Source organism: Pseudomonas sp. 21LCFQ010 (assembly GCF_024129905.1).
Taxonomy (GTDB): Bacteria; Pseudomonadota; Gammaproteobacteria; order Pseudomonadales; family Pseudomonadaceae; genus Aquipseudomonas.
This window is the reverse complement of sequence record NZ_JAMYDZ010000026.1, coordinates 40,825-58,888: the sequence shown is the minus strand read 5'-3', so window position 1 is coordinate 58,888 and position 18,064 is coordinate 40,825. Positions and strand designations below refer to the sequence as shown.

At 60.6% G+C, this 18,064-nt stretch carries 17 protein-coding genes and 3 tRNA genes; 9 read left to right on the top strand and 11 right to left on the bottom strand.

Features of this window, described 5'->3' with window-relative positions:
- Positions 1–16: 16 nt before the first annotated feature.
- The 6 genes from NJC38_RS23570 to NJC38_RS23545 all read right to left on the bottom strand — a co-directional run bounded on the left by NJC38_RS23570 (position 17) and on the right by NJC38_RS23545 (position 4,368).
- Positions 17–571 carry a DUF3618 domain-containing protein gene (locus tag NJC38_RS23570; protein WP_253117315.1) on the bottom strand — a complete coding sequence of 185 codons (555 nt, stop codon included), beginning with the start codon at positions 569–571 and terminating at the stop codon, positions 17–19.
- Positions 568–978, bottom strand: a complete 411-nt coding sequence (locus NJC38_RS23565; RefSeq protein ID WP_253117314.1) for a phage holin family protein — start codon at positions 976–978, stop codon at positions 568–570. Before NJC38_RS23565 ends, NJC38_RS23570 begins: the two co-directional genes overlap by 4 nt.
- 2 nt (positions 979–980) lie before the next feature.
- Positions 981–1,421: a hypothetical protein gene (locus NJC38_RS23560; protein WP_253117313.1), complete on the bottom strand. Its 441-nt coding sequence runs from the start codon at positions 1,419–1,421 to the stop codon at positions 981–983.
- Positions 1,422–1,693: 272 nt separating this feature from the next.
- The gene (gene csrA / locus NJC38_RS23555) at positions 1,694–1,882 is read right to left on the bottom strand and encodes a carbon storage regulator CsrA (protein ID WP_045489705.1); all 189 of its coding nucleotides are present in this window, start codon (positions 1,880–1,882) and stop codon (positions 1,694–1,696) included.
- Positions 1,883–2,428: 546 nt separating this feature from the next.
- Positions 2,429–3,781, bottom strand: coding sequence for a GntP family permease (locus tag NJC38_RS23550; protein WP_253117312.1), 1,353 nt, complete (start codon positions 3,779–3,781; stop codon positions 2,429–2,431).
- A gap of 95 nt (positions 3,782–3,876) precedes the next feature.
- Complete coding sequence (locus NJC38_RS23545; RefSeq protein WP_253117342.1) at positions 3,877–4,368, bottom strand: gluconokinase; 492 nt, start codon at positions 4,366–4,368, stop codon at positions 3,877–3,879.
- Between the two features lie 265 nt (positions 4,369–4,633).
- Here NJC38_RS23545 and NJC38_RS23540 point away from each other — a divergent pair, with 265 nt between their 5' ends.
- Entirely contained in the window at positions 4,634–5,653 is a 1,020-nt protein-coding gene (locus NJC38_RS23540) for a LacI family DNA-binding transcriptional regulator (protein ID WP_253117311.1), read from the top strand.
- 7 nt (positions 5,654–5,660) lie between these two features.
- Here NJC38_RS23540 and NJC38_RS23535 read toward each other — a convergent pair whose 3' ends face one another.
- Both NJC38_RS23535 and NJC38_RS23530 read right to left on the bottom strand, forming a co-directional pair.
- Positions 5,661–7,307, bottom strand: coding sequence for a malate synthase G (locus NJC38_RS23535; protein WP_253117310.1), 1,647 nt, complete (start codon positions 7,305–7,307; stop codon positions 5,661–5,663).
- 77 nt (positions 7,308–7,384) lie between these two features.
- Positions 7,385–7,792, bottom strand: a complete 408-nt coding sequence (locus NJC38_RS23530; protein ID WP_253117309.1) for a heme-binding protein — start codon at positions 7,790–7,792, stop codon at positions 7,385–7,387.
- A gap of 260 nt (positions 7,793–8,052) precedes the next feature.
- On the opposite strand from NJC38_RS23530, the gene hppD reads away from it, so the two are divergent.
- The 3 genes from hppD to fahA are packed head-to-tail and all read left to right on the top strand — an operon-like array spanning position 8,053 to position 11,751.
- Entirely contained in the window at positions 8,053–9,141 is a 1,089-nt protein-coding gene (gene hppD / locus NJC38_RS23525) for a 4-hydroxyphenylpyruvate dioxygenase (RefSeq protein WP_253117308.1), read from the top strand.
- Between the two features lie 53 nt (positions 9,142–9,194).
- Complete coding sequence (gene hmgA, locus NJC38_RS23520; RefSeq protein WP_253117307.1) at positions 9,195–10,472, top strand: homogentisate 1,2-dioxygenase; 1,278 nt, start codon at positions 9,195–9,197, stop codon at positions 10,470–10,472.
- Positions 10,465–11,751 carry a fumarylacetoacetase gene (fahA, locus tag NJC38_RS23515; RefSeq protein ID WP_253117306.1) on the top strand — a complete coding sequence of 429 codons (1,287 nt, stop codon included), beginning with the start codon at positions 10,465–10,467 and terminating at the stop codon, positions 11,749–11,751. Before hmgA ends, fahA begins: the two co-directional genes overlap by 8 nt.
- A gap of 5 nt (positions 11,752–11,756) precedes the next feature.
- Here fahA and NJC38_RS23510 read toward each other — a convergent pair whose 3' ends face one another.
- Both NJC38_RS23510 and NJC38_RS23505 read right to left on the bottom strand, forming a co-directional pair.
- The gene (locus NJC38_RS23510; protein WP_045489723.1) at positions 11,757–12,503 is read right to left on the bottom strand and encodes a UDP-2,3-diacylglucosamine diphosphatase; all 747 of its coding nucleotides are present in this window, start codon (positions 12,501–12,503) and stop codon (positions 11,757–11,759) included.
- The gene (locus tag NJC38_RS23505) at positions 12,500–13,003 is read right to left on the bottom strand and encodes a peptidylprolyl isomerase (protein ID WP_045489724.1); all 504 of its coding nucleotides are present in this window, start codon (positions 13,001–13,003) and stop codon (positions 12,500–12,502) included. Before NJC38_RS23505 ends, NJC38_RS23510 begins: the two co-directional genes overlap by 4 nt.
- Before the next feature lie 229 nt (positions 13,004–13,232).
- Between NJC38_RS23505 and NJC38_RS23500 the strand changes: the two genes are divergently transcribed.
- Both NJC38_RS23500 and cysS read left to right on the top strand, forming a co-directional pair.
- Positions 13,233–14,927, top strand: coding sequence for a glutamine--tRNA ligase/YqeY domain fusion protein (locus NJC38_RS23500; protein WP_253117305.1), 1,695 nt, complete (start codon positions 13,233–13,235; stop codon positions 14,925–14,927).
- A gap of 54 nt (positions 14,928–14,981) precedes the next feature.
- A complete protein-coding gene (gene cysS, locus NJC38_RS23495; RefSeq protein ID WP_253117304.1) occupies positions 14,982–16,364 on the top strand; it encodes a cysteine--tRNA ligase in 1,383 nt (460 codons plus the stop codon).
- A gap of 78 nt (positions 16,365–16,442) precedes the next feature.
- On the opposite strand, the gene folD is transcribed toward cysS, so the two are convergent.
- Complete coding sequence (folD, locus tag NJC38_RS23490) at positions 16,443–17,297, bottom strand: bifunctional methylenetetrahydrofolate dehydrogenase/methenyltetrahydrofolate cyclohydrolase FolD (RefSeq protein ID WP_253117303.1); 855 nt, start codon at positions 17,295–17,297, stop codon at positions 16,443–16,445.
- 299 nt (positions 17,298–17,596) lie between these two features.
- Here folD and NJC38_RS23485 point away from each other — a divergent pair.
- From NJC38_RS23485 to NJC38_RS23475, 3 genes are all read left to right on the top strand, one after another.
- Positions 17,597–17,673: transfer RNA gene (locus NJC38_RS23485), tRNA-Arg, on the top strand.
- 35 nt (positions 17,674–17,708) lie between these two features.
- A tRNA-His gene (locus NJC38_RS23480) sits at positions 17,709–17,784 on the top strand.
- 58 nt (positions 17,785–17,842) lie between these two features.
- Positions 17,843–17,927: transfer RNA gene (locus NJC38_RS23475), tRNA-Leu, on the top strand.
- Positions 17,928–18,064: the final 137 nt, after the last annotated feature.

Below are 18,064 nucleotides of genomic sequence, written 5' to 3'. Positions count from 1 at the left end.
AGGGCCGCTAGGCTGTTCAGAGTGCCGCGCCGCGCCCCGGTGACGCAGGAATCTGGCGCGCCCATTGCCGCTCGCCGGGCGGCAGGTTTTGGCCAATTGCGGCGCCCAGAGCGATTGCTACGCCGGCCAGAGCCAGGGGTTGCTGGTGCAGTAAATCAGTCATCCCCGACTGCAAACGCTGCCCCTGCTGACGCAGATTCAGGTCACCCAACTGGCTGGCCTTGTCTTTGAGGGTCGAAGCGCCGGCCTGGAGTTGGTCTTTCAAGCTGTCCACACCGTTACCCACCGTGCTGGCTGGCGAACGGTCTGCGGTACTGCGCTGGCCGAGCATCAGCCAGGCGATACTGACCGACAGCAACACGGCGGGCAGGGGATTTTGCTTGATGTTCTGACCCAGATTGCCGGCAAGCTCGCCGCCGTTTTCCCGGGCGTAGGCGAGGGTCTGGTCAATCCACTGGCCGGGTGACATTTTCTTTTCCAGCGCTTCGACAATCTGATCGATGCTGGAGCGTTGTTCATCGACTTCGCGCTGGAGCTGCTCAGGGCTGCCGGTGCTGTTGTTTGTGCTCATGATGCTTTCCTCTGGATAACATCTTTGTCTTTGTTAAACGCCTCGACCGTGCGCTCCGGGGTCAGGCTGGTCAGTTTGAGCTGACGGTTGCCGGCCTTGAGCATCATCATGCCGCCGGCCATTGCCGCGATCCCGACCAGTAGTGCTGCCAGCCAGGACGCGAGCCACCAGGCCAGGATCTGGACCACGCCCAGCAGCAGGATCACCAGACCTGCGAGCATCAGCATGATGCCGCCGGCAATCTCCTTACCGCCGGCCTGGGCCGTGTTTAACGATTCACGGAACTCGGCCTTGGCCAGTGCGATTTCCTTGCTTATCAGTACCGGCACTTCATGCACCAACTGGCCGACCAGGCCAAGGATCGAGGTGTCGTTGTCAGGACCGGGTGCTTGTGGGGTGTCAGTCATCGTCATGCTCCTTGCGGGCCTTCGCCGCCATCGCGAAGCTGGCCGTTCGGCTCAAGCGGGTCATGGGGGAACAGCGTGTTGTCGGTCGCACCGGTTGGCAGCGGGTCGAAGGGCGGCTGCTCATCCGGGCTCTGGTCCTTGAGGACTCGCGACAGGCCGAAGCCCAGCGCCATGCTGCCAAGCAGGAACAGCGCCGGGTTATCACGGGCCATGCTGCCAGCCTGTTGCAGTGCTTCATCGGCATTTTGATGACGCAGGTTATCGGCCAGCTGACTGATGCCTTGCGCCAGCTCTTCGACATAGTGCGCCAGGCTTTGGGTGTGGCTGTCGGTGCCTGGAGAGTTGCGCAAACTGTCGTCTTGCAGGGTATCGAGAGGATCGTGCAGGGGCGAGTCAGATGTGCGAGCAGCACCGCCCGCCAGATTTTCGTAGGGAGTTGCCATGGTCATTCACCGTTGAGTTGACGGATAAAATGCCCGGCTCACTGCTCACTTCGGGGCAGGCATGTGTGATGGACTGACGCTGCTCATGGCATGTTCCAGCTGGATGACCAGTGGGCATTTGCAGATTTTGTACGAAAACGGCCTGCGCTCGGCCATGCTGCGTCAAACACCGGCCACAAACGAAAACGGCGCCGCCAAGGGTGTCCCTGGGGCGCCGTGCACAGCTTCTTGCGTCGTGAAAAAGCCGTTCGAATCGAGGGTGGCAGCAATAATTATTGGGAGTTCTGGTTCGGCGCCAGTTCTGCCTGGATGCGCTTGTAGATTTCTTCGCGATGCACGGAGACATTCTTGGGGGCGTTGATGCCCAGGCGCACTTGCAGCCCTTGAACACCAAGAATGGTGACGGTGATGTCGTCACCGATGTTTATGCTTTCGCCTACTTTGCGGGTCAGTATCAACATAATCTTTTCCTTGATGGCCTCTTTTGACGCCTCTCTCAAGAGGCTGGCATGTGCCTTTGCGTGGTGATTGTTGCCGAGTGCATCCAAATGCGTCCATCAATATGACGTTGCAGCGGTGAATTTAATTCCCTCGGTTCATTTTCTTGTCACCTTGATTTGCATCAGCGCGGTGACGAGCCTGCCAATTCTGCCCGTTTTGTCCTGCAAATGCCCGTATTTACTGGCAAAAGATTGAAAAAGACCAGATTGGATCCTGATTGACCCGTAGACCACGCATTAGTTGCCTTGCAGGATGGCTAATCCTGATTTGTAGTCCTTTACCGAGTTGTAGCGTAGGCGTTCTCCTGAAAATTTGCCTGAAGATTCTGATATTTCAAATGGAAAGTAGGAAAGAGGCTGTAGGACATTGATTCGTAAAAGCACAGCAGCGCTTTTTTTGGGTGCACAAGAAGCACCCTCAGCCTATACAGGCTGAGGGGGTACTAGACAATGCGTTGAAATGTCGCAGGCAGTGTTCGCTGTTTTCTTACGGCGAACCCGGAAGGGTCATACCACAGTAGCAAGTAGCAGGATAAAGATAAGGCCGACCACCGAAAGAATGGTCTCCATCACGGTCCAGGTCTTGAAGGTTTCGCTGACGGTCATATTGAAGTACTGCTTGACCAGCCAGAAACCGGCGTCGTTGACGTGGGAGAGAATCAGCGAGCCGGCGCCGGTGGCCAGCACCAGCAGTTCGCGGTTGACGCCCGGGATCAGCCCGACCACCGGCGCCACGATGCCCGCGCCGGTAATGGTTGCCACGGTGGCGGAACCGGTGGCAATGCGGATCACCGCCGCGACCAGCCAGGCCAGCAGAATCGGGTTGAGCTGCGCCTGCACGGCCATGTGACCGATTACATCACCCACGCCGCTGGCCACCAGCATCTGCTTGAAGCCGCCGCCGGCACCGACGATCAGCACGATGGCGGCGACCGGTGTCAGGCTCTGATCGAGCATTTTCATGATTTGGCTGCGGTCAAAACCGCGCGCCGCACCGAAGGTGTAGAACGCCAGCAGCAGGGCGGCGAGCAGGGCGCTGATCGGATGGCCGATGAAGTCCATCCAGATACGGAAGATGTTGGTCTCCGGCAGCACCACGTCGGCAAAGGTCTTGAGCAGCATCAGGAACACTGGCAACAGGATGGTTACCAGAGTGATACCGAAACCTGGCAGGTTCTGCGCGCTGGACTCCTTGCCGATTTGCGCCATCAGTTCTGCCGACGGGCTGCCGGGGATGTAGCGCGAGATCCACATGCCGTAGATCGGGCCGGCAATAACAGCGGTAGGCAGGGCAATCAGCAGGCCGTAGAAAATGGTTTTGCCGATGTCGGCGCCGAAAATGCCGATGGCCAGCAGCGGACCCGGGTGCGGCGGAACCAGGCCATGGACCGCCGACAGGCCGGCCAGCAGCGGGATGCCGATCCGGATGATCGAGATGCCGGTGCGCCGGGCCACGATATAGACCAGCGGAATCAGCAGCACGAAGCCGATTTCGAAGAACAGCGGGATGCCCACCAGAAAGGCGGAGAACATCATCGCCCAGTGGACCTTCTGTTTACCGAAGGTGCGGATCAGTGTCTGGGCTATCTGATCGGCACCGCCGGAGTCGGCCATCAGCTTGCCGAGCATGGTGCCCAGGCCAAGGATGATACCGACAAAGCCCAGCACGCCACCGAAGCCGTCCTGGAATGCCTTCATTACTTTTTCCACCGGCATGCCCGAGGTCAGGCCGAGAAAGCCGGCAGCCACGGTCAACGCGATGAATGGGTGAACCTTGAACTGTGTGATCAGCAGAATCAGGCCGACGATGGTGACCAGGGCGTCGACCAACAGATAGGTCTCGTGGGTCATTCCGAACATGAGTGTTCTCCAGTTGTCATTTTTTCATTGTTGTATGGAGCGGCCGCCGAGGGCGGAGTTCTTCTAAGACAGCGCTATCTTTAGCGGGTATGGTTTTATTCCCCACGTGAAGCGTCCCACCAGTCGGCGGCCTGGCGGCCCAACTGCTCGATGCTTTGCGTGGCGTCGACGATCAGCGTGCGCGGCTCATCGTCAGGGACTTCAAGGGTGTTGAACTGGCTGTCGACCAGGCTGGCCGGCATGAAATGCCCACGGCGATGGGCGCAGCGTTGCCGTGCGGTTTCCTTCGACAATTGCAGGAACACGAAGCCCAGCCCAGGGACTGCCTGGCGCAGGCGGTCGCGGTAGCTGCGCTTGAGCGCCGAGCAGGCAAGAATCGGGCGTTCGCCGCGTCCCACGGCCTCAGCCAGCTCCCGGCCCAGGCGGGTCAGCCAGCCGGCGCGGTCTTCGTCATCAAGCGGAATGCCGGCACTCATCTTGTCGATGTTGGCCTGGGGGTGGAAGGCGTCGCCTTCGATCAGTTGACCGCTGGTGTGCAGGGCGATGCACTGACCGACCTCACTCTTGCCGCAGCCGGAAACGCCCATCACCACGAGGGCAGAAATCTTGGTTGTTGCTGTTGTCACGTTAGCCACCTTGCTTTTTAGCCTCGTCGCTCTGAGACAGCGCTGTCTTTGCTCGATAGGCCTATCGGCTGCTGCGCTGTTTCAGCTCTTGTCATTATTCTGGAGTGCTCAGTCACCATGCTCGGGTGCTCCGCGGGCAGTTCAGGCATTGCCACGGATGCTGGGACAGCGCTACCTTAGTGCCGTCTCATTCCTCTGGCAACCCCCTCTATTCAGTTGGCAACACATGGCACGTATTGGTTCCCGCTCCACCGGCCGGCCGACGCTCAATGAAGTAGCGAAACTCGCTGGCGTCTCTCCCATTACCGCATCCAGGGCCTTGCGGGGCGTGGCCACGGTGGCTCCCGAACTGGTCGAGAAGGTCCGCGCCGCTGCCCTGCGCCTGGGTTATGTGGCCAACCCGGCAGCTCGTGCCCTGGCGTCATCAAGCAGCCCGACGGTGGTGGTGCTGGTGCCGTCGCTGTCCAACCAGTTGTTCATCGAACCTCTGGAGGCGATTCAGAATGTGCTGCGCCCGCGTGGTCTGGAAGTGGTGATCGGCAACTACCACTACGACCCCAAAGAAGAAGAGAAATTGCTGCGCAACCACCTGATCAACCGGCCGCGTGGTTTGCTGTTGACCGGGCTGGATCACACCCCGGCGGTCCGCCAGTTACTGGCCGACAGCGAGATCCCGTGCGTGCACATGATGGAGCTGGATATCACCGAGCAGACTCATTGCGTCGGCTTTTCCCAACATCAGGCCGGGGCCGGTGCAGCCAGACACTTGCTTGGTCGCGGCCGTAAACGGCTGGCCTACATTGCCGCGCAGCTTGACCCTCGTGTATTGCAACGCGGCGCCGGGTTTCGTCAGGTGCTGGTCGAGGCGGGCCTGGACGACCCGCAACTGCATGTAATGTCGCCGTTACCTTCATCCATCGGCCTGGGCTGCGAGCTGTTCGCCAGGCTGCTGGTTGAGCACCCGGATGTCGACGGGGTGTTCTTCTGCAATGACGACCTGGCCCAGGGCGCGGCGCTGGAGGCGCTGCGCCTGGGTATCAAGATTCCCGAGCAGGTGGCGCTGGTAGGTTTCAACGACCTGCCAGGCTCTGCCCACATGGTTCCGCGTCTGACCTCGATCCGCACGCCGCGCGCCGCAGTAGGCCAGCATGCAGCGCAGATGCTGCTGGCGTTGCTCGACGATCAGTTGCCTGAGTCGCAACAGCTGGACCTGGGCTTCGAGCTGGTGGTGCGCGAGAGTTCCTGAGCGCCTCTCACGCTATCGGCTGACTGCAGCACTCATCCAGCAGGCTCGCACAGTGCTGCTGCAGGTTGTCCTGCTCAATAGCGCGCTGCACCTCAGCCACGTCGACCTGGTGATGGTGCAGGGCATGCAGCGTGGCAGCGATGGGCGTGCACACCAGCATGCCGCTGGCGCCCTGCTGCAGCGGCTCAATACCTGCTTCGAGCAGCGCTGCCATGTGTTCTGGCTGGCTCCATAGCCCTTTGCCGATCTGTGCCCGGCCACGCAGGCCGCAGGCCAGGGCTGCCGGCACAGTGCGTCGCTCGGCCAGGCGCTGCCAGGGTGTGGTCGCGAGGGCGTTTCGCCAATCAACCGCGCCGCTGTGCAGCAGGGCAGTGCGGGCCGCAGCGGCATGGATACAGGCTTCCAGATTGAGGCTGGTGCGCCAGTGTTCGTCGGTCAGGCCCAGCTTGAGGGTTTGCGCTGCCAGCCCGAGCAGGGTTTCGATCCGCCCGAACAGCAGGTCGACGAACGCCACTTCCTGCACGCCCTCAAGGCCGGGCACGCTGAGATAGATGCTGCCGCTGCGCGAGTTGCCACGCCGCTGCAGGTCATGCAGGGCAATCAGGCTACCCAGTACCGCGTCGAGAATCAGCTGTGCAACTGGCTGGCCGTGGGCATCCAGCAGTGCCGGGTTGTGTCTGGCCAGGCCGTTGATATGCAACAGCAACAAGGCGCGGCCGGGCAGTTTCAATTCACCGCCAGCCGCGCCTTGCCAAGTCTGGTCTGGCTGCAGCGCCTGGCCTTTCATCAGGCTCAGCCAGTTTGCGTAGCCGTCCAGCTCGCGGGTGCGCAGCGCTGTGCTGATGTCGATCCAGGCGGTCAGTGCTGCTTCGAGCAGCACGTCGCTGATCCCGGCCACATCACAGCCACCGGCGCGGCTTTGCGGATCGATACGGACATCTACATGCAGCCGGTGATGGCCGAACAGCAAGGCATTGGGTTGCAGCGCCTGGCCTTGATGGCCGAGAAACTGCTCCGGGCGTTGCAGGCCGGTTTCCTCGCCATTGGCCAGGGTGACGCTCAACTGAGCATGACGCACCCGATAGTGCCGGGCATTGACGTGGCTGCCACTGCTCAGGGGAATGACCTGATCAAACCACTCGCGCACTTGCACCACCACTTTGGCGCCGCGTTGCGGATTGTACTCAGCGTCGAGTTCATAACCTTGCTGCTGGGCAACCGCGTCGCTGTAATACAGTGCGTCGTATAGCGAACCCCAGCGGGCACTGGCCGCATTCACGACCGCCTGCGCATCGTGACCGGCGGCCAGCAACTGCGGACCGGACTGATCGCTGATTTCCATGTCGACACTGGCGGTGCTGATCCGCACCGGTTGGGAACAGGCTTGCGGGTAGCCCAGCTGCTCCAGAAAGCTGCGCCAGGCGTCGGGCTCAGGCGGGCAATGGGCCTTGTGCCATTCGCTGAGCGCCAGTTGCACGCGCTCGCGCTCGGCCAACAGGTCGCGGTGCAGCGGGGCCAGTTCCTGGAGCAGGTCGTCCAGGCCTTCCCAGAACGTCTCGCGGTCGATCAGTGTGCCGGGCAGCACCTGTTGTTCGATGAACTGGTGCAGCGCGGTGGTGACTCTCAGACGATTACAGCGAAGGTAGTCCGTCATGGCGGTTCCTTGAGATTGTCAGTGAACTGCAATCCTGAAGGCGGTTCCGCCACGGCCCGGCTGCGGTGTGCTTCAGGTCAATCGGCGTTGAGGGCGGCAATCCCGGCTTTGGCGATTTGCGCATCCTGATCGGAACGAACCCCGGAGACGCCGACAGCGCCGATCACCTGGCCGTCGACGATGACGGGTACGCCGCCTTCCAGGGAGGTCAGCAGTGGCGCGCTGAGAAACGCCGTACGGCCACCGTTGACCACCTCTTCATAGCTTTTGGATTCGCGCCGGCCCAGCGCCGAGGTGCGGGCTTTCTCGGTGCTGATGTAGCTGCTGCTCGGGCTGGCATTGTCCAGGCGCTCGAAGGCCAGCAGGTGGCCGCCGTCATCGACAATGGCAATCGACACGGCCCATTCGTTGTGCTGGGCTTCCTGACGGGCGGCGGCGAGAATCTGGCTGACTTCAGCCTGGGTCAGAACGGCTTTTGTTTTCATGCGAGGTCCTTGGCGGATGGGGGAGGCGTCCCGGCAATGCTCAGGAAGCGCCCCTCGGGCTTGGCAGGATAGCGGCTGGCGACAGATTTTTCATGCATGGGCTGACAAGCCGGGCTAGGCTCAATGCATGAACACCTCAGCCTTGCAGTTGCTCATCGGGGATTTTCTTGCGCGCAGTGTGCGTGGCATTCCCTGCGCGCCGCCTGCGTGAAACTGATCGCGATTGCCGCCATTTCCAGTTTCCTGCAAGGAGCCACACCATGGCTGATCTATACGACAACCCGATGGGGTTGATGGGGTTTGAGTTCATCGAGCTGGCCGCGCCGGTGGCAGGTGTGCTTGAGCCGGTGCTGCAGATGCTCGGCTTTACCAGGGTGGCCGTGCACCGCTCCAAGGCGGTGGCCCTGTATCGTCAGGGGGATATCAACCTGATCCTCAATAATGAGCCGCATAGCCTGGCGTCTTATTTTGCGGCCGAGCATGGCCCCTCGGTCTGCGGCATGGCCTTTCGGGTCAAGGATTCGCATCTGGCCTACCGGCGCGCACTGGAACTCGGTGCGCAGCCGCTGGACATTCCGGTCGGGCCGATGGAGCTGCGGCTACCGGCGATCAAGGGCATCGGTGGTGCGCCGTTGTATCTGATCGACCGTTTCGGCGAAGGCACGTCCATCTACGATATCGATTTCAATTTCATCGAGGGCGTCGATCGTCACCCGCGAGGTGCCGGCCTGAAATTCATCGATCACCTGACTCACAACGTTTATCGCGGGCGTATGGCCTACTGGGCCGGGTTCTACGAGAAACTGTTCAACTTTCGTGAGATTCGTTACTTCGACATCAAGGGTGAATACACCGGCCTGACCTCCCGTGCGATGACCGCGCCGGACGGGCTGATCCGTATTCCGCTCAACGAGGAGTCGTCCAGAGGCGCAGGGCAGATCGAAGAGTTCCTCATGCAGTTCAACGGCGAGGGTATCCAGCACGTGGCGTTCTGCACGGACGACCTGATTGCCACCTGGGATGCTCTCAAGGCGCTGGGGCTGCCATTCATGACCGCGCCTCCCGAGACCTATTACGAGATGCTCCCGGAGCGCTTGCCGGACCATGGTGAGCCTGTCGCCGAGCTCAAGGCACGGGGCATTTTGCTCGATGGCAGCAACGAGGGCGGCCAGCGGCGCCTGCTGCTGCAGATATTTTCCGGCACGCTGTTAGGGCCGGTGTTTTTCGAGTTTATCCAGCGCAAGGGGGATGAGGGCTTCGGTGAAGGCAATTTCAAGGCGCTGTTCGAGTCCATCGAACGTGACCAGATCCGCCGTGGTGTGCTGACCCAGGCACCGGCTGATAGCTGATAACGCATGCGCGCTTGCCCGCCATTGACTTGCCTCAGGCTAAGGAAACCCGCATGTATCAGTCAGGCTTCGGTAATCATTTCACCAGCGAGGCAATCCCCGGTGCCGTGCCGGTGGGGCAGAACTCTCCACAGCGGCACCCCTTGGGGTTGTACACAGAGCAACTGTCCGGCACTGCATTCACAGTGCCGCGCAGTGAGTCACGACGTACCTGGTTGTACCGGATCATGCCGTCGGCAGCGCATCCGCCTTTCCAGCGCTTGGCGCAGCAGTTATGCGGCATGCAGCCGGGGCCGCTGAACCCCAACCGCATGCGCTGGAACCCGTTTTTGGTGCCTGCCCAGGACACGGATTTTCTCGATGGACTCATCGGTCTGGCACGCACCGCCGCCGCTGAGCAGGCCGACGGCGTGAGCATCTATGTGTATGCCGCCAACCGGTCAATGAAACGGGTATTTTTCAATGCCGACGGTGAGTTGTTGATCGTGCCGCAACTGGGCCGATTGCGTATCGTCACAGAGCTTGGGGTGCTGGAGGTGGCGCCGCAGCAAATCGTGGTGCTGCCTCGCGGTCTGAGGTTCAGTGTCGAACTGCTCGACCGCGAAGTCAGGGGCTATGTCTGCGAAAATCACGGCAGCCTGCTGCGTCTGCCCGATCTGGGGCCGATCGGCAGCAATGGCCTGGCCAATGCCAGGGACTTTCTTGCGCCTTGTGCCGCGTTTCAGGACAGCCAGGAGCCGGTTGAGCTGGTGCAGAAGTTCCTTGGCGAGCTGTGGAGTACCACGCTGAATCACTCGCCGTTCGATGTGGTGGGGTGGCATGGCAATAACGTGCCGTACCTTTATGACCTGCGTCACTTCAACACGCTGGGGACGGTGAGCTTCGATCACCCGGACCCATCGATCTTTACCGTGTTGACCTCGCCCGGTGCAGTGGCTGGTCAGGCCAATGTGGACCTGGTGATTTTTCCGCCGCGCTGGATGGTGGCGCAAAACACCTTTCGCCCACCGTGGTTTCACCGCAACCTGATGAATGAGTTCATGGGCTTGATCGAGGGTGTCTACGATGCCAAGACAGCAGGCTTCCTGCCTGGCGGGGCGTCGCTGCACAACTGCATGAGTGCCCACGGGCCGGACAACGCCACAGTGCAGGCCGCCATGGCTGCAGAGCTTGCACCGCATAAGATCGCAGGCACCCTGGCGTTCATGTTCGAGACCGGCCAGGTATTGCGCCCGACCCGCCATGCGCTCGATTGCGCACAGTTGCAGCGTGACTACGACCATTGCTGGGATGGCATGCGCCGATTGTTCAGGAGCTCTGACGATGAGTGATGAACGTCAGCGCCGCAGTTGGCTGGCATCGGCCAACGGGCATGCGGATTTCCCTTTGCAGAATCTGCCGTTGGGCATCTTCAGTCATGATGATGGGCGCAAGCGTGGTGGTGTGGCGATCGGTGAGCGCATTCTGGATCTGCAGGGAGCGCTGCAGGCAGGTGTGTTTCAGGGCCTGGCCAGGCAGGCCGCCGAGGCCGCCAGTACGGATTGCCTCAATGACTACTTTGCCCTGGGCAGCACCGCACGCCAGGCCTTGCGCGCCGCGTTACTGGCCTTGCTTGATGTCTCCAGTCAGCAGCGAGAGGCGCTTGAGCCATTGCTGTTGCGCAGCGATCAGTGCCAGATGCATTTACCTGCACGGGTAGGCGATTACACCGATTTTTACGTCGGTATTCATCACGCGCACAATGTGGGCAAGCTGTTTCGTCCCGACCAGCCGCTGCTGGCCAACTACAAGTATTTGCCCATTGCCTACCACGGTCGGGCTTCGACCCTGTGTGTGTCCGGCACCCCGGTGCACAGGCCGCAGGGACAGATTCGCCCGGATCCATCGCAGCCGCCGACTCTCGCGCCGTCGCAGCGCCTGGACTTCGAGCTGGAAGCGGGCATCTGGATCGGTCCGGGCAACGCTCCGGGGCAATCCATTGGCATTGCGGCCGCGCCGGCCCACATTGCCGGTTTCTGTCTGCTCAACGACTGGTCGGCGCGCGATATTCAGGCCTGGGAATACCAGCCGCTGGGACCGTTTCTGTCCAAGAGCTTCGCCACCAGCCTGTCGCCTTGGGTGGTCAGCCCCGAGGCGCTGGCGCCGTTTCGCTGCGCCCAGCCAACACGCCCGGCCGGTGATCCGCAGCCATTGCCTTACCTGTTCGACAGCGCCGATCAACAAAACGGGGCATTGGATATCGAACTGCAGGTGCTACTGCTCACCGAGCGCATGCGCAGCGCGGGTCAGCCGCCGCAGTCACTGGCAGTGAGCAACACGTTGTTCATGTACTGGAGCGCGGCACAGATGGTTGCCCATCACAGCGTCAACGGTTGTAAGCTGCAGCCTGGCGACCTGTTCGGCACGGGGACGTTATCGGGGCCGCAGCCGGGGCAGTATGGCAGCCTGCTGGAAATCACCGGCGGTGGCCGCCAGCCGCTGGTGCTGGACAATGGCGAGCAGCGCAGCTTTCTTGAATGCGGCGATGAGGTGATTCTGCGTGCCCGTTGCCGTGCCGAGGGGCAGGTGTCAATCGGCTTTGGCGAGTGTCGCGGCCGGGTGCTGGACTGAGCGGCTCAGTTCAGCAGCAAGGTGGGTTCAGCAACGAGCGGCAGGGTCTTGAGGGTAAAGCCCTGTTCGTCGACCTGCAGCATCCAGCCCTGGCGATCCCAGTCGCCCAGCACGATGCGCTGTGCGGTGTGCTCGCCGATCTGCAACTTATGAATGGCAGGACGGTGAGTGTGGCCATGGATCAGGGTGCGCACGCCGAACGCCTGCATGATGCGTGGGACTTCGTCAGGGGTGACGTCGACGATGTCATTGGCTTTCATGCGGGTTTTGGCCTGGCTCTGGTTGCGCAGCTTGCGCGCCAGTTTGTGGCGGGTGGCCAGTGGCAGGTTGCGCAGGATGAACCGGCTCAGCGGGTTGCGTAACAACCGGCGCATCTTCTGGTAGCCCACGTCCCGGGTGCACAGGCTGTCGCCGTGCATCAGCAGCACTGGCTCGTCGTTCATGACCACCAGGCTGGGTTCGCGCAGCAGGGTGCAGCCGGCGGCCTTGCAGAATTTGCGGCCCACCATGAAGTCCCGGTTGCCGTGCATCAGAAATACTCGCGTGCCGCTGTCGCTGAGTGCACGCAATGCCTGGCAGATCGAAAGCTGGAACGGCGACATGGCATCGTCGCCGATCCAGACTTCGAAGAAATCCCCGAGGATATACAGCGCCTGGGCCTGGCGGGCAGGCCCGGCCAGCAGATCCAGAAACGCCCGGCTGATGTCCGGACGCTCCTCTTCAAGATGCAGATCGGAGATCAGCAGAATCACTCAATGATCTCTGCTTTTTCAATGATCACGTCTTCTACAGGCACATCCTGGTGACCGGCCTTGCTGGTGGTGGCGACGGCTTTGATCTTGTCGACCACGTCCTGGCCTTCGGTCACTTCACCGAACACGGCATAGCCCCAACCCTGGGTGGTCGGTGCGGTGTGGTTCAGGAAGCTGTTGTCCGCGACGTTGATGAAAAACTGTGCCGACGCCGAATGCGGGTCCATGGTGCGGGCCATGGCGATGCTGTACTTCTTGTTCGGCAGGCCGTTGTTGGCTTCGTTCTGGATGCTTGGGCGCTTGTCTTTCTTTTCTTTCATGCCCGGCTCGAAGCCACCACCCTGGATCATGAAATTGCCGATCACGCGGTGGAAGATCAGGTTGCTGTAATGGCCGGCGTTGACGTACTCGATGAAGTTGGCGACGGTCAGCGGCGCCTTTTCAGCGTTGAGTTGCAGCACGATGTCACCGTGGTTGGTGGTCAGCTTTACCTTGGACATAAAAACTCGCTCTTTTGGCATTCATTGATAGGTGCAAAAACACCCTGACGCGCAGTTTACCGTGCGCGATACATCTTTCAGGGCTTTTTTCTGCATTTGCCAGGGCAACCTGGGGTGGCAACCGGCAGTTTTCGCACAGTCTGTTGTCAGGGACTTGACAGCATCGGCTATGATAGGCGCTTTGATTTGCCGGCCCATCCTGGTCGCGCGCTAGAAGTTCAAGGATCCTATGAGCAAGCCCACTCCCGAATCCGCAGCCAATACCAAGGCAGCCCCTGTCGTCCCAACCAATTTCCTGCGCCCGATCCTGCAGGCCGACCTGGATTCGGGCAAGCACAGCCAGATCGTGACGCGCTTTCCGCCAGAGCCCAACGGCTACCTGCACATCGGCCATGCCAAGTCCATCTGTGTGAACTTCGGTCTGGCCAACGAGTTCGGTGGCAGCACTCACCTGCGCTTCGACGACACCAACCCGGCCAAGGAAGACCAGGAATACATCGACGCCATCATGAGCGATGTCAAATGGCTGGGCTTCGACTGGGCGGGCGAGGTGCGTTACGCCTCGCAGTACTTCGACCAGTTGCATGACTGGGCGGTCGAGCTGATCAAGGCCGGCAAGGCCTATGTCGACGACCTGACCCCCGAGCAGGCTCGCGAGTACCGTGGCACCCTGACTGAGCCTGGCAAGAACAGCCCGTTCCGTGAGCGCAGCGTCGAGGAAAACCTCGACCTGTTCGCCCGCATGAAAGCCGGTGAGTTCGAAGACGGCGCCCGTGTACTGCGCGCCAAAATCGACATGGCTTCGCCGAACATGAACCTGCGCGACCCGATCCTGTACCGCATTCGGCATGCCCATCACCACCAGACCGGTGACAAGTGGTGCATCTACCCGATCTACGACTTCACCCACGGTCAGTCCGATGCGATCGAAGGCATCACCCACTCGATCTGCACTCTGGAGTTCGAAAGCCATCGGCCGCTGTACGACTGGTTCCTCGACAACCTGTCGGTGCCGTGCAAGCCGCGCCAGTACGAATTCTCGCGTCTGAACCTGAGCTACACGGTGACCAGCAAGCGCAAGCTCAAGCAACTGGTCGACGAGCGGCACGTCAATGGCTGGGACGATCCGCGCATGTCGACCTTGTCGGGTTTCCGCCGGCGTGGCTACACCCCGGCGTCGATCCGCAACTTCTGCGAAATGATCGGCACCAACCGCTCTGACGGCGTGGTCGACTTTGCCATGCTCGAATTCAGCATTCGCGATGACCTGGACCGCAATGCACCGCGGGCCATGTGCGTGCTGCGTCCGCTCAAGGTGGTGATCACCAATTACCCAGAAGGTCAGGTCGAGAAGCTGGAACTGCCGCGCCACCCTAAAGAAGACCTTGGCGTGCGCGAGCTGCCGTTCTCCCGCGAGCTGTACATCGACCGCGACGACTACATGGAAGAACCGCCAAAGGGCTATAAGCGTCTGGAGCCTAATGGCGAAGTGCGTCTGCGTGGCAGCTATGTGATTCGTGCCGACGAAGCAATCAAGGATGCCGACGGCAATATCGTCGAGCTGCGTTGCTCGTTTGATCCCGACACGCTGGGCAAGAACCCTGAGGGCCGCAAGGTCAAGGGCGTGATCCACTGGGTGCCGGCCGCCGAGAGCGTTGAATGTGAAGTGCGTCTGTACGATCGCCTGTTCCGCTCGCCGTCGCCTGAAAAAGCCGAGGAGGGCGCGAGCTTCCTGGACAACATCAACCCTGACTCCCTGCAAGTGCTGACCGGTTGTCGGGCCGAGCCTTCGCTGGCGCAAGCGCAGCCTGAGGACCGTTTCCAGTTCGAGCGCGAAGGTTACTTCTGCGCTGACATCAAGGACTCGAAACCTGGCCGGCCGGTATTCAATCGTACCGTTACTTTGCGGGACTCCTGGAGCTAAAAGCGTTCGGGCTTCGGCCCGCAGGCTTTCAGGAACAACAAGGGTAGGAACAACGTGCTTTCCATCTACAACACGCTCACCAAGAGCAAAGAAGTCTTCAAGCCACTCAATGGCAATCAGGTATGTATGTATGTCTGCGGCATGACCGTGTACGACTACTGTCATCTGGGCCATGGGCGCAGCATGGTTGCCTTTGATCTGGTGACCCGCTGGTTGCGTTTCAGTGGTTATGACCTGACCTATGTGCGCAACATCACTGATATCGACGACAAGATCATCAACAGGGCCAGGGAAAACGGCGAGTCGTTCGACGCGCTGACCGAGCGCATGATCGCCGCCATGCATGAGGACGAGGCGCGGCTGAACATCCTCAAGCCGGACATGGAGCCGCGTGCCACCGATCATATTCCGGGCATGCATGCCATGATCCAGACCCTGATCGACAAGGGCTACGCCTACGCACCGGGCAACGGTGACGTTTACTACCGGGTCGGCAAGTTCCAGGGGTATGGCAAGCTGTCGCGCAAGAAAATCGAAGACCTGCGCATCGGTGCGCGGATCGAGGTCGACGAATCCAAGCAGGATCCGCTGGACTTCGTTCTGTGGAAAGGCGCCAAACCGGGCGAGCCCAGTTGGGACTCGCCGTGGGGCGCCGGGCGTCCGGGCTGGCATATCGAGTGTTCGGTGATGTCCACCTGCTGCCTGGGTGACACCTTTGATATTCACGGTGGCGGCAGCGACCTGGAATTTCCGCACCACGAGAACGAGATCGCCCAGAGCGAGGCGGCCACCGGCCAGACCTATGCCAATGCCTGGCTGCATTGCGGGATGATCCGTATCAATGGCGAGAAGATGTCCAAGTCGTTGAACAACTTCTTCACCATTCGTGATGTGCTGGACAAATATCACCCGGAAGTGGTGCGCTACCTGTTGGTGTCGAGTCATTACCGCAGCGCGATCAACTACTCCGAAGACAGCCTGCGTGAGTCCAAGGGCGCGCTGGAGCGTTTCTACCATGCCCTCAAAGGCCTGCCGGTGGTTGAGCCGGCAGGTGGCGAAGCGTTTGTCGAGCGCTTCAAGGCGGCCATGGATGACGATTTCGGCACGCCGGAAGCGTGCGCGGTGCTGTTCGAGATGGTCCGTGATATCAACCGTCTGCGTGACAGCGATCCAGCCACCGCCGCTGGCCTTGCGGCGCGGCTCAAGCAACTGGCCAGCGTGCTGGGCGTGCTGCAGCTCGAAGCTGACGAGTTTTTGCGTGCCGGCGCCGAAGGCAAGGTGGATGCCGCTGAGGTAGAGGCCTTGATCCAGGCGCGTCTGGAGGCTCGGGCCAACAAGAACTGGGCTGAATCCGACCGTATCCGCGACCAGATCACCGCCATGGGCGTGATTCTGGAAGATGGCAAGGGCGGCACGACCTGGCGTCTGGCTGACTGACGGGCACCCTGACGTTGCTGGGCAAACAAAAAACGGCACCTCGGGTGCCGTTTTTTGTGGGTGTATGCCAGCCAGAAATCAGTTGTGCAAGGTTTCTGCTGCGTACAGGGTGTTTTCCAGCAGGCAGGCGCGGGTCATCGGGCCAACGCCGCCCGGTACTGGCGTGATCCAGCCGGCGCGGGGCAGGGCGGTCTCGTAGACCACGTCGCCGACCAGTCGGCCGTCGGCCTGGCGGTTGATGCCGACGTCAATCACGATCGCGCCGGGCTTGATCCACTCACCTTTCACCAGGCCAGGCTTGCCGGCGGCGACCACCACCAGGTCGGCACGGCCTACATGAGCGGCCAGGTCTTTAGTGAAGCGGTGCGTCACGGTCACGGTGCAGCCGCCCAGCAGCAGTTCCATGGCCATCGGCCGGCCGACGATGTTCGAGGCGCCGACGACCACCGCATCCATGCCGTACAGATCGGCGCCGGTGCTCTCCAGCAGGGTCATGATGCCCTTGGGGGTGCAGGGGCGCAGCAGCGGGATGCGCTGAGCCAGGCGGCCGATGTTATAGGGATGGAACCCGTCGACGTCCTTGTCCGGACGAATGCGCTCCAGCAGCAAGGAGGCATCCAGATGCGCCGGTAGCGGAAGTTGCAGCAGAATGCCGTCAACCTGGGCGTCTTCATTAAGGCGGTCGATCAGTGCGGTCAGGTCGGCCTGGGACGTGCTGGCCGGCAGGTCATAGGCCTGGGACAGGAAGCCTACTTCTTCACAATCCTTGCGTTTGTGCGAGACATAGACCTGGGAGGCGGGATCGCTGCCGACCAGGATCACCGCGAGGCCCGGGGTGCGCAGGCCTTGCTGGCGGCGTTCGGCGACACGTTGGGCGATCTGCTGGCGCAGGTTCGCGGCGATCGCTTTGCCGTCGATTAGTTTTGCAGTCATGCGGGTGATTAACCATCGAGAAGGATTAAAAAGAGCGCGTATTCTCTCATGACATGGCGTCAGGGCAAAGGCGCTCGCTGCGCCTAATAAGCTAACTCCTTTATCTGCCTGAATTTTTTTTAAAAAAAGTGTTGACGACCTTCAGGGTCGTCTATAAGATTCGCACCACTTGCCGGGCAGAGCCCAGCGCCGAAGACCTCGGCACTGGATAATGCTAGTCAGATTGAACAAGGTTAACGCCCGGTTCGAGATGATCTAAAGCCTGTAATTTGTAATCGTTAAAGATGCAGATTATATAAGTGCCCGTAGCTCAGCTGGATAGAGCATCCGCCTTCTAAGCGGATGGTCGCAGGTTCGAGTCCTGCCGGGTGCGCCATTCAAGGCAGCTTTGGCACAAGTAAATGCAATATGGTGGGCGTAGCTCAGTTGGTAGAGCACAGGATTGTGACTCCTGTTGTCGTGGGTTCGATCCCCATCGTCCACCCCATATTCGAGAGAGGCGCCGGATTTAAAAGTCTGGCGCCTTTGCTTTAAAAGCTGGTTGCGCGGAAGTGGCGAAATTGGTAGACGCACTGGATTTAGGTTCCAGCGCCGCAAGGTGTAAGAGTTCGAGTCTCTTCTTCCGCACCATGAAACAAGCAGGTATTGGCTACATGTCTTTATCCTGTTAAATGAAAAAGCCGCTCTAGAGCGGCTTTTTCTGTTTTGGCAAACTGGTTTTTGGTTTCCCGGACTGATGCCGTCGGTCTGGTGAAACGCAGTATCCG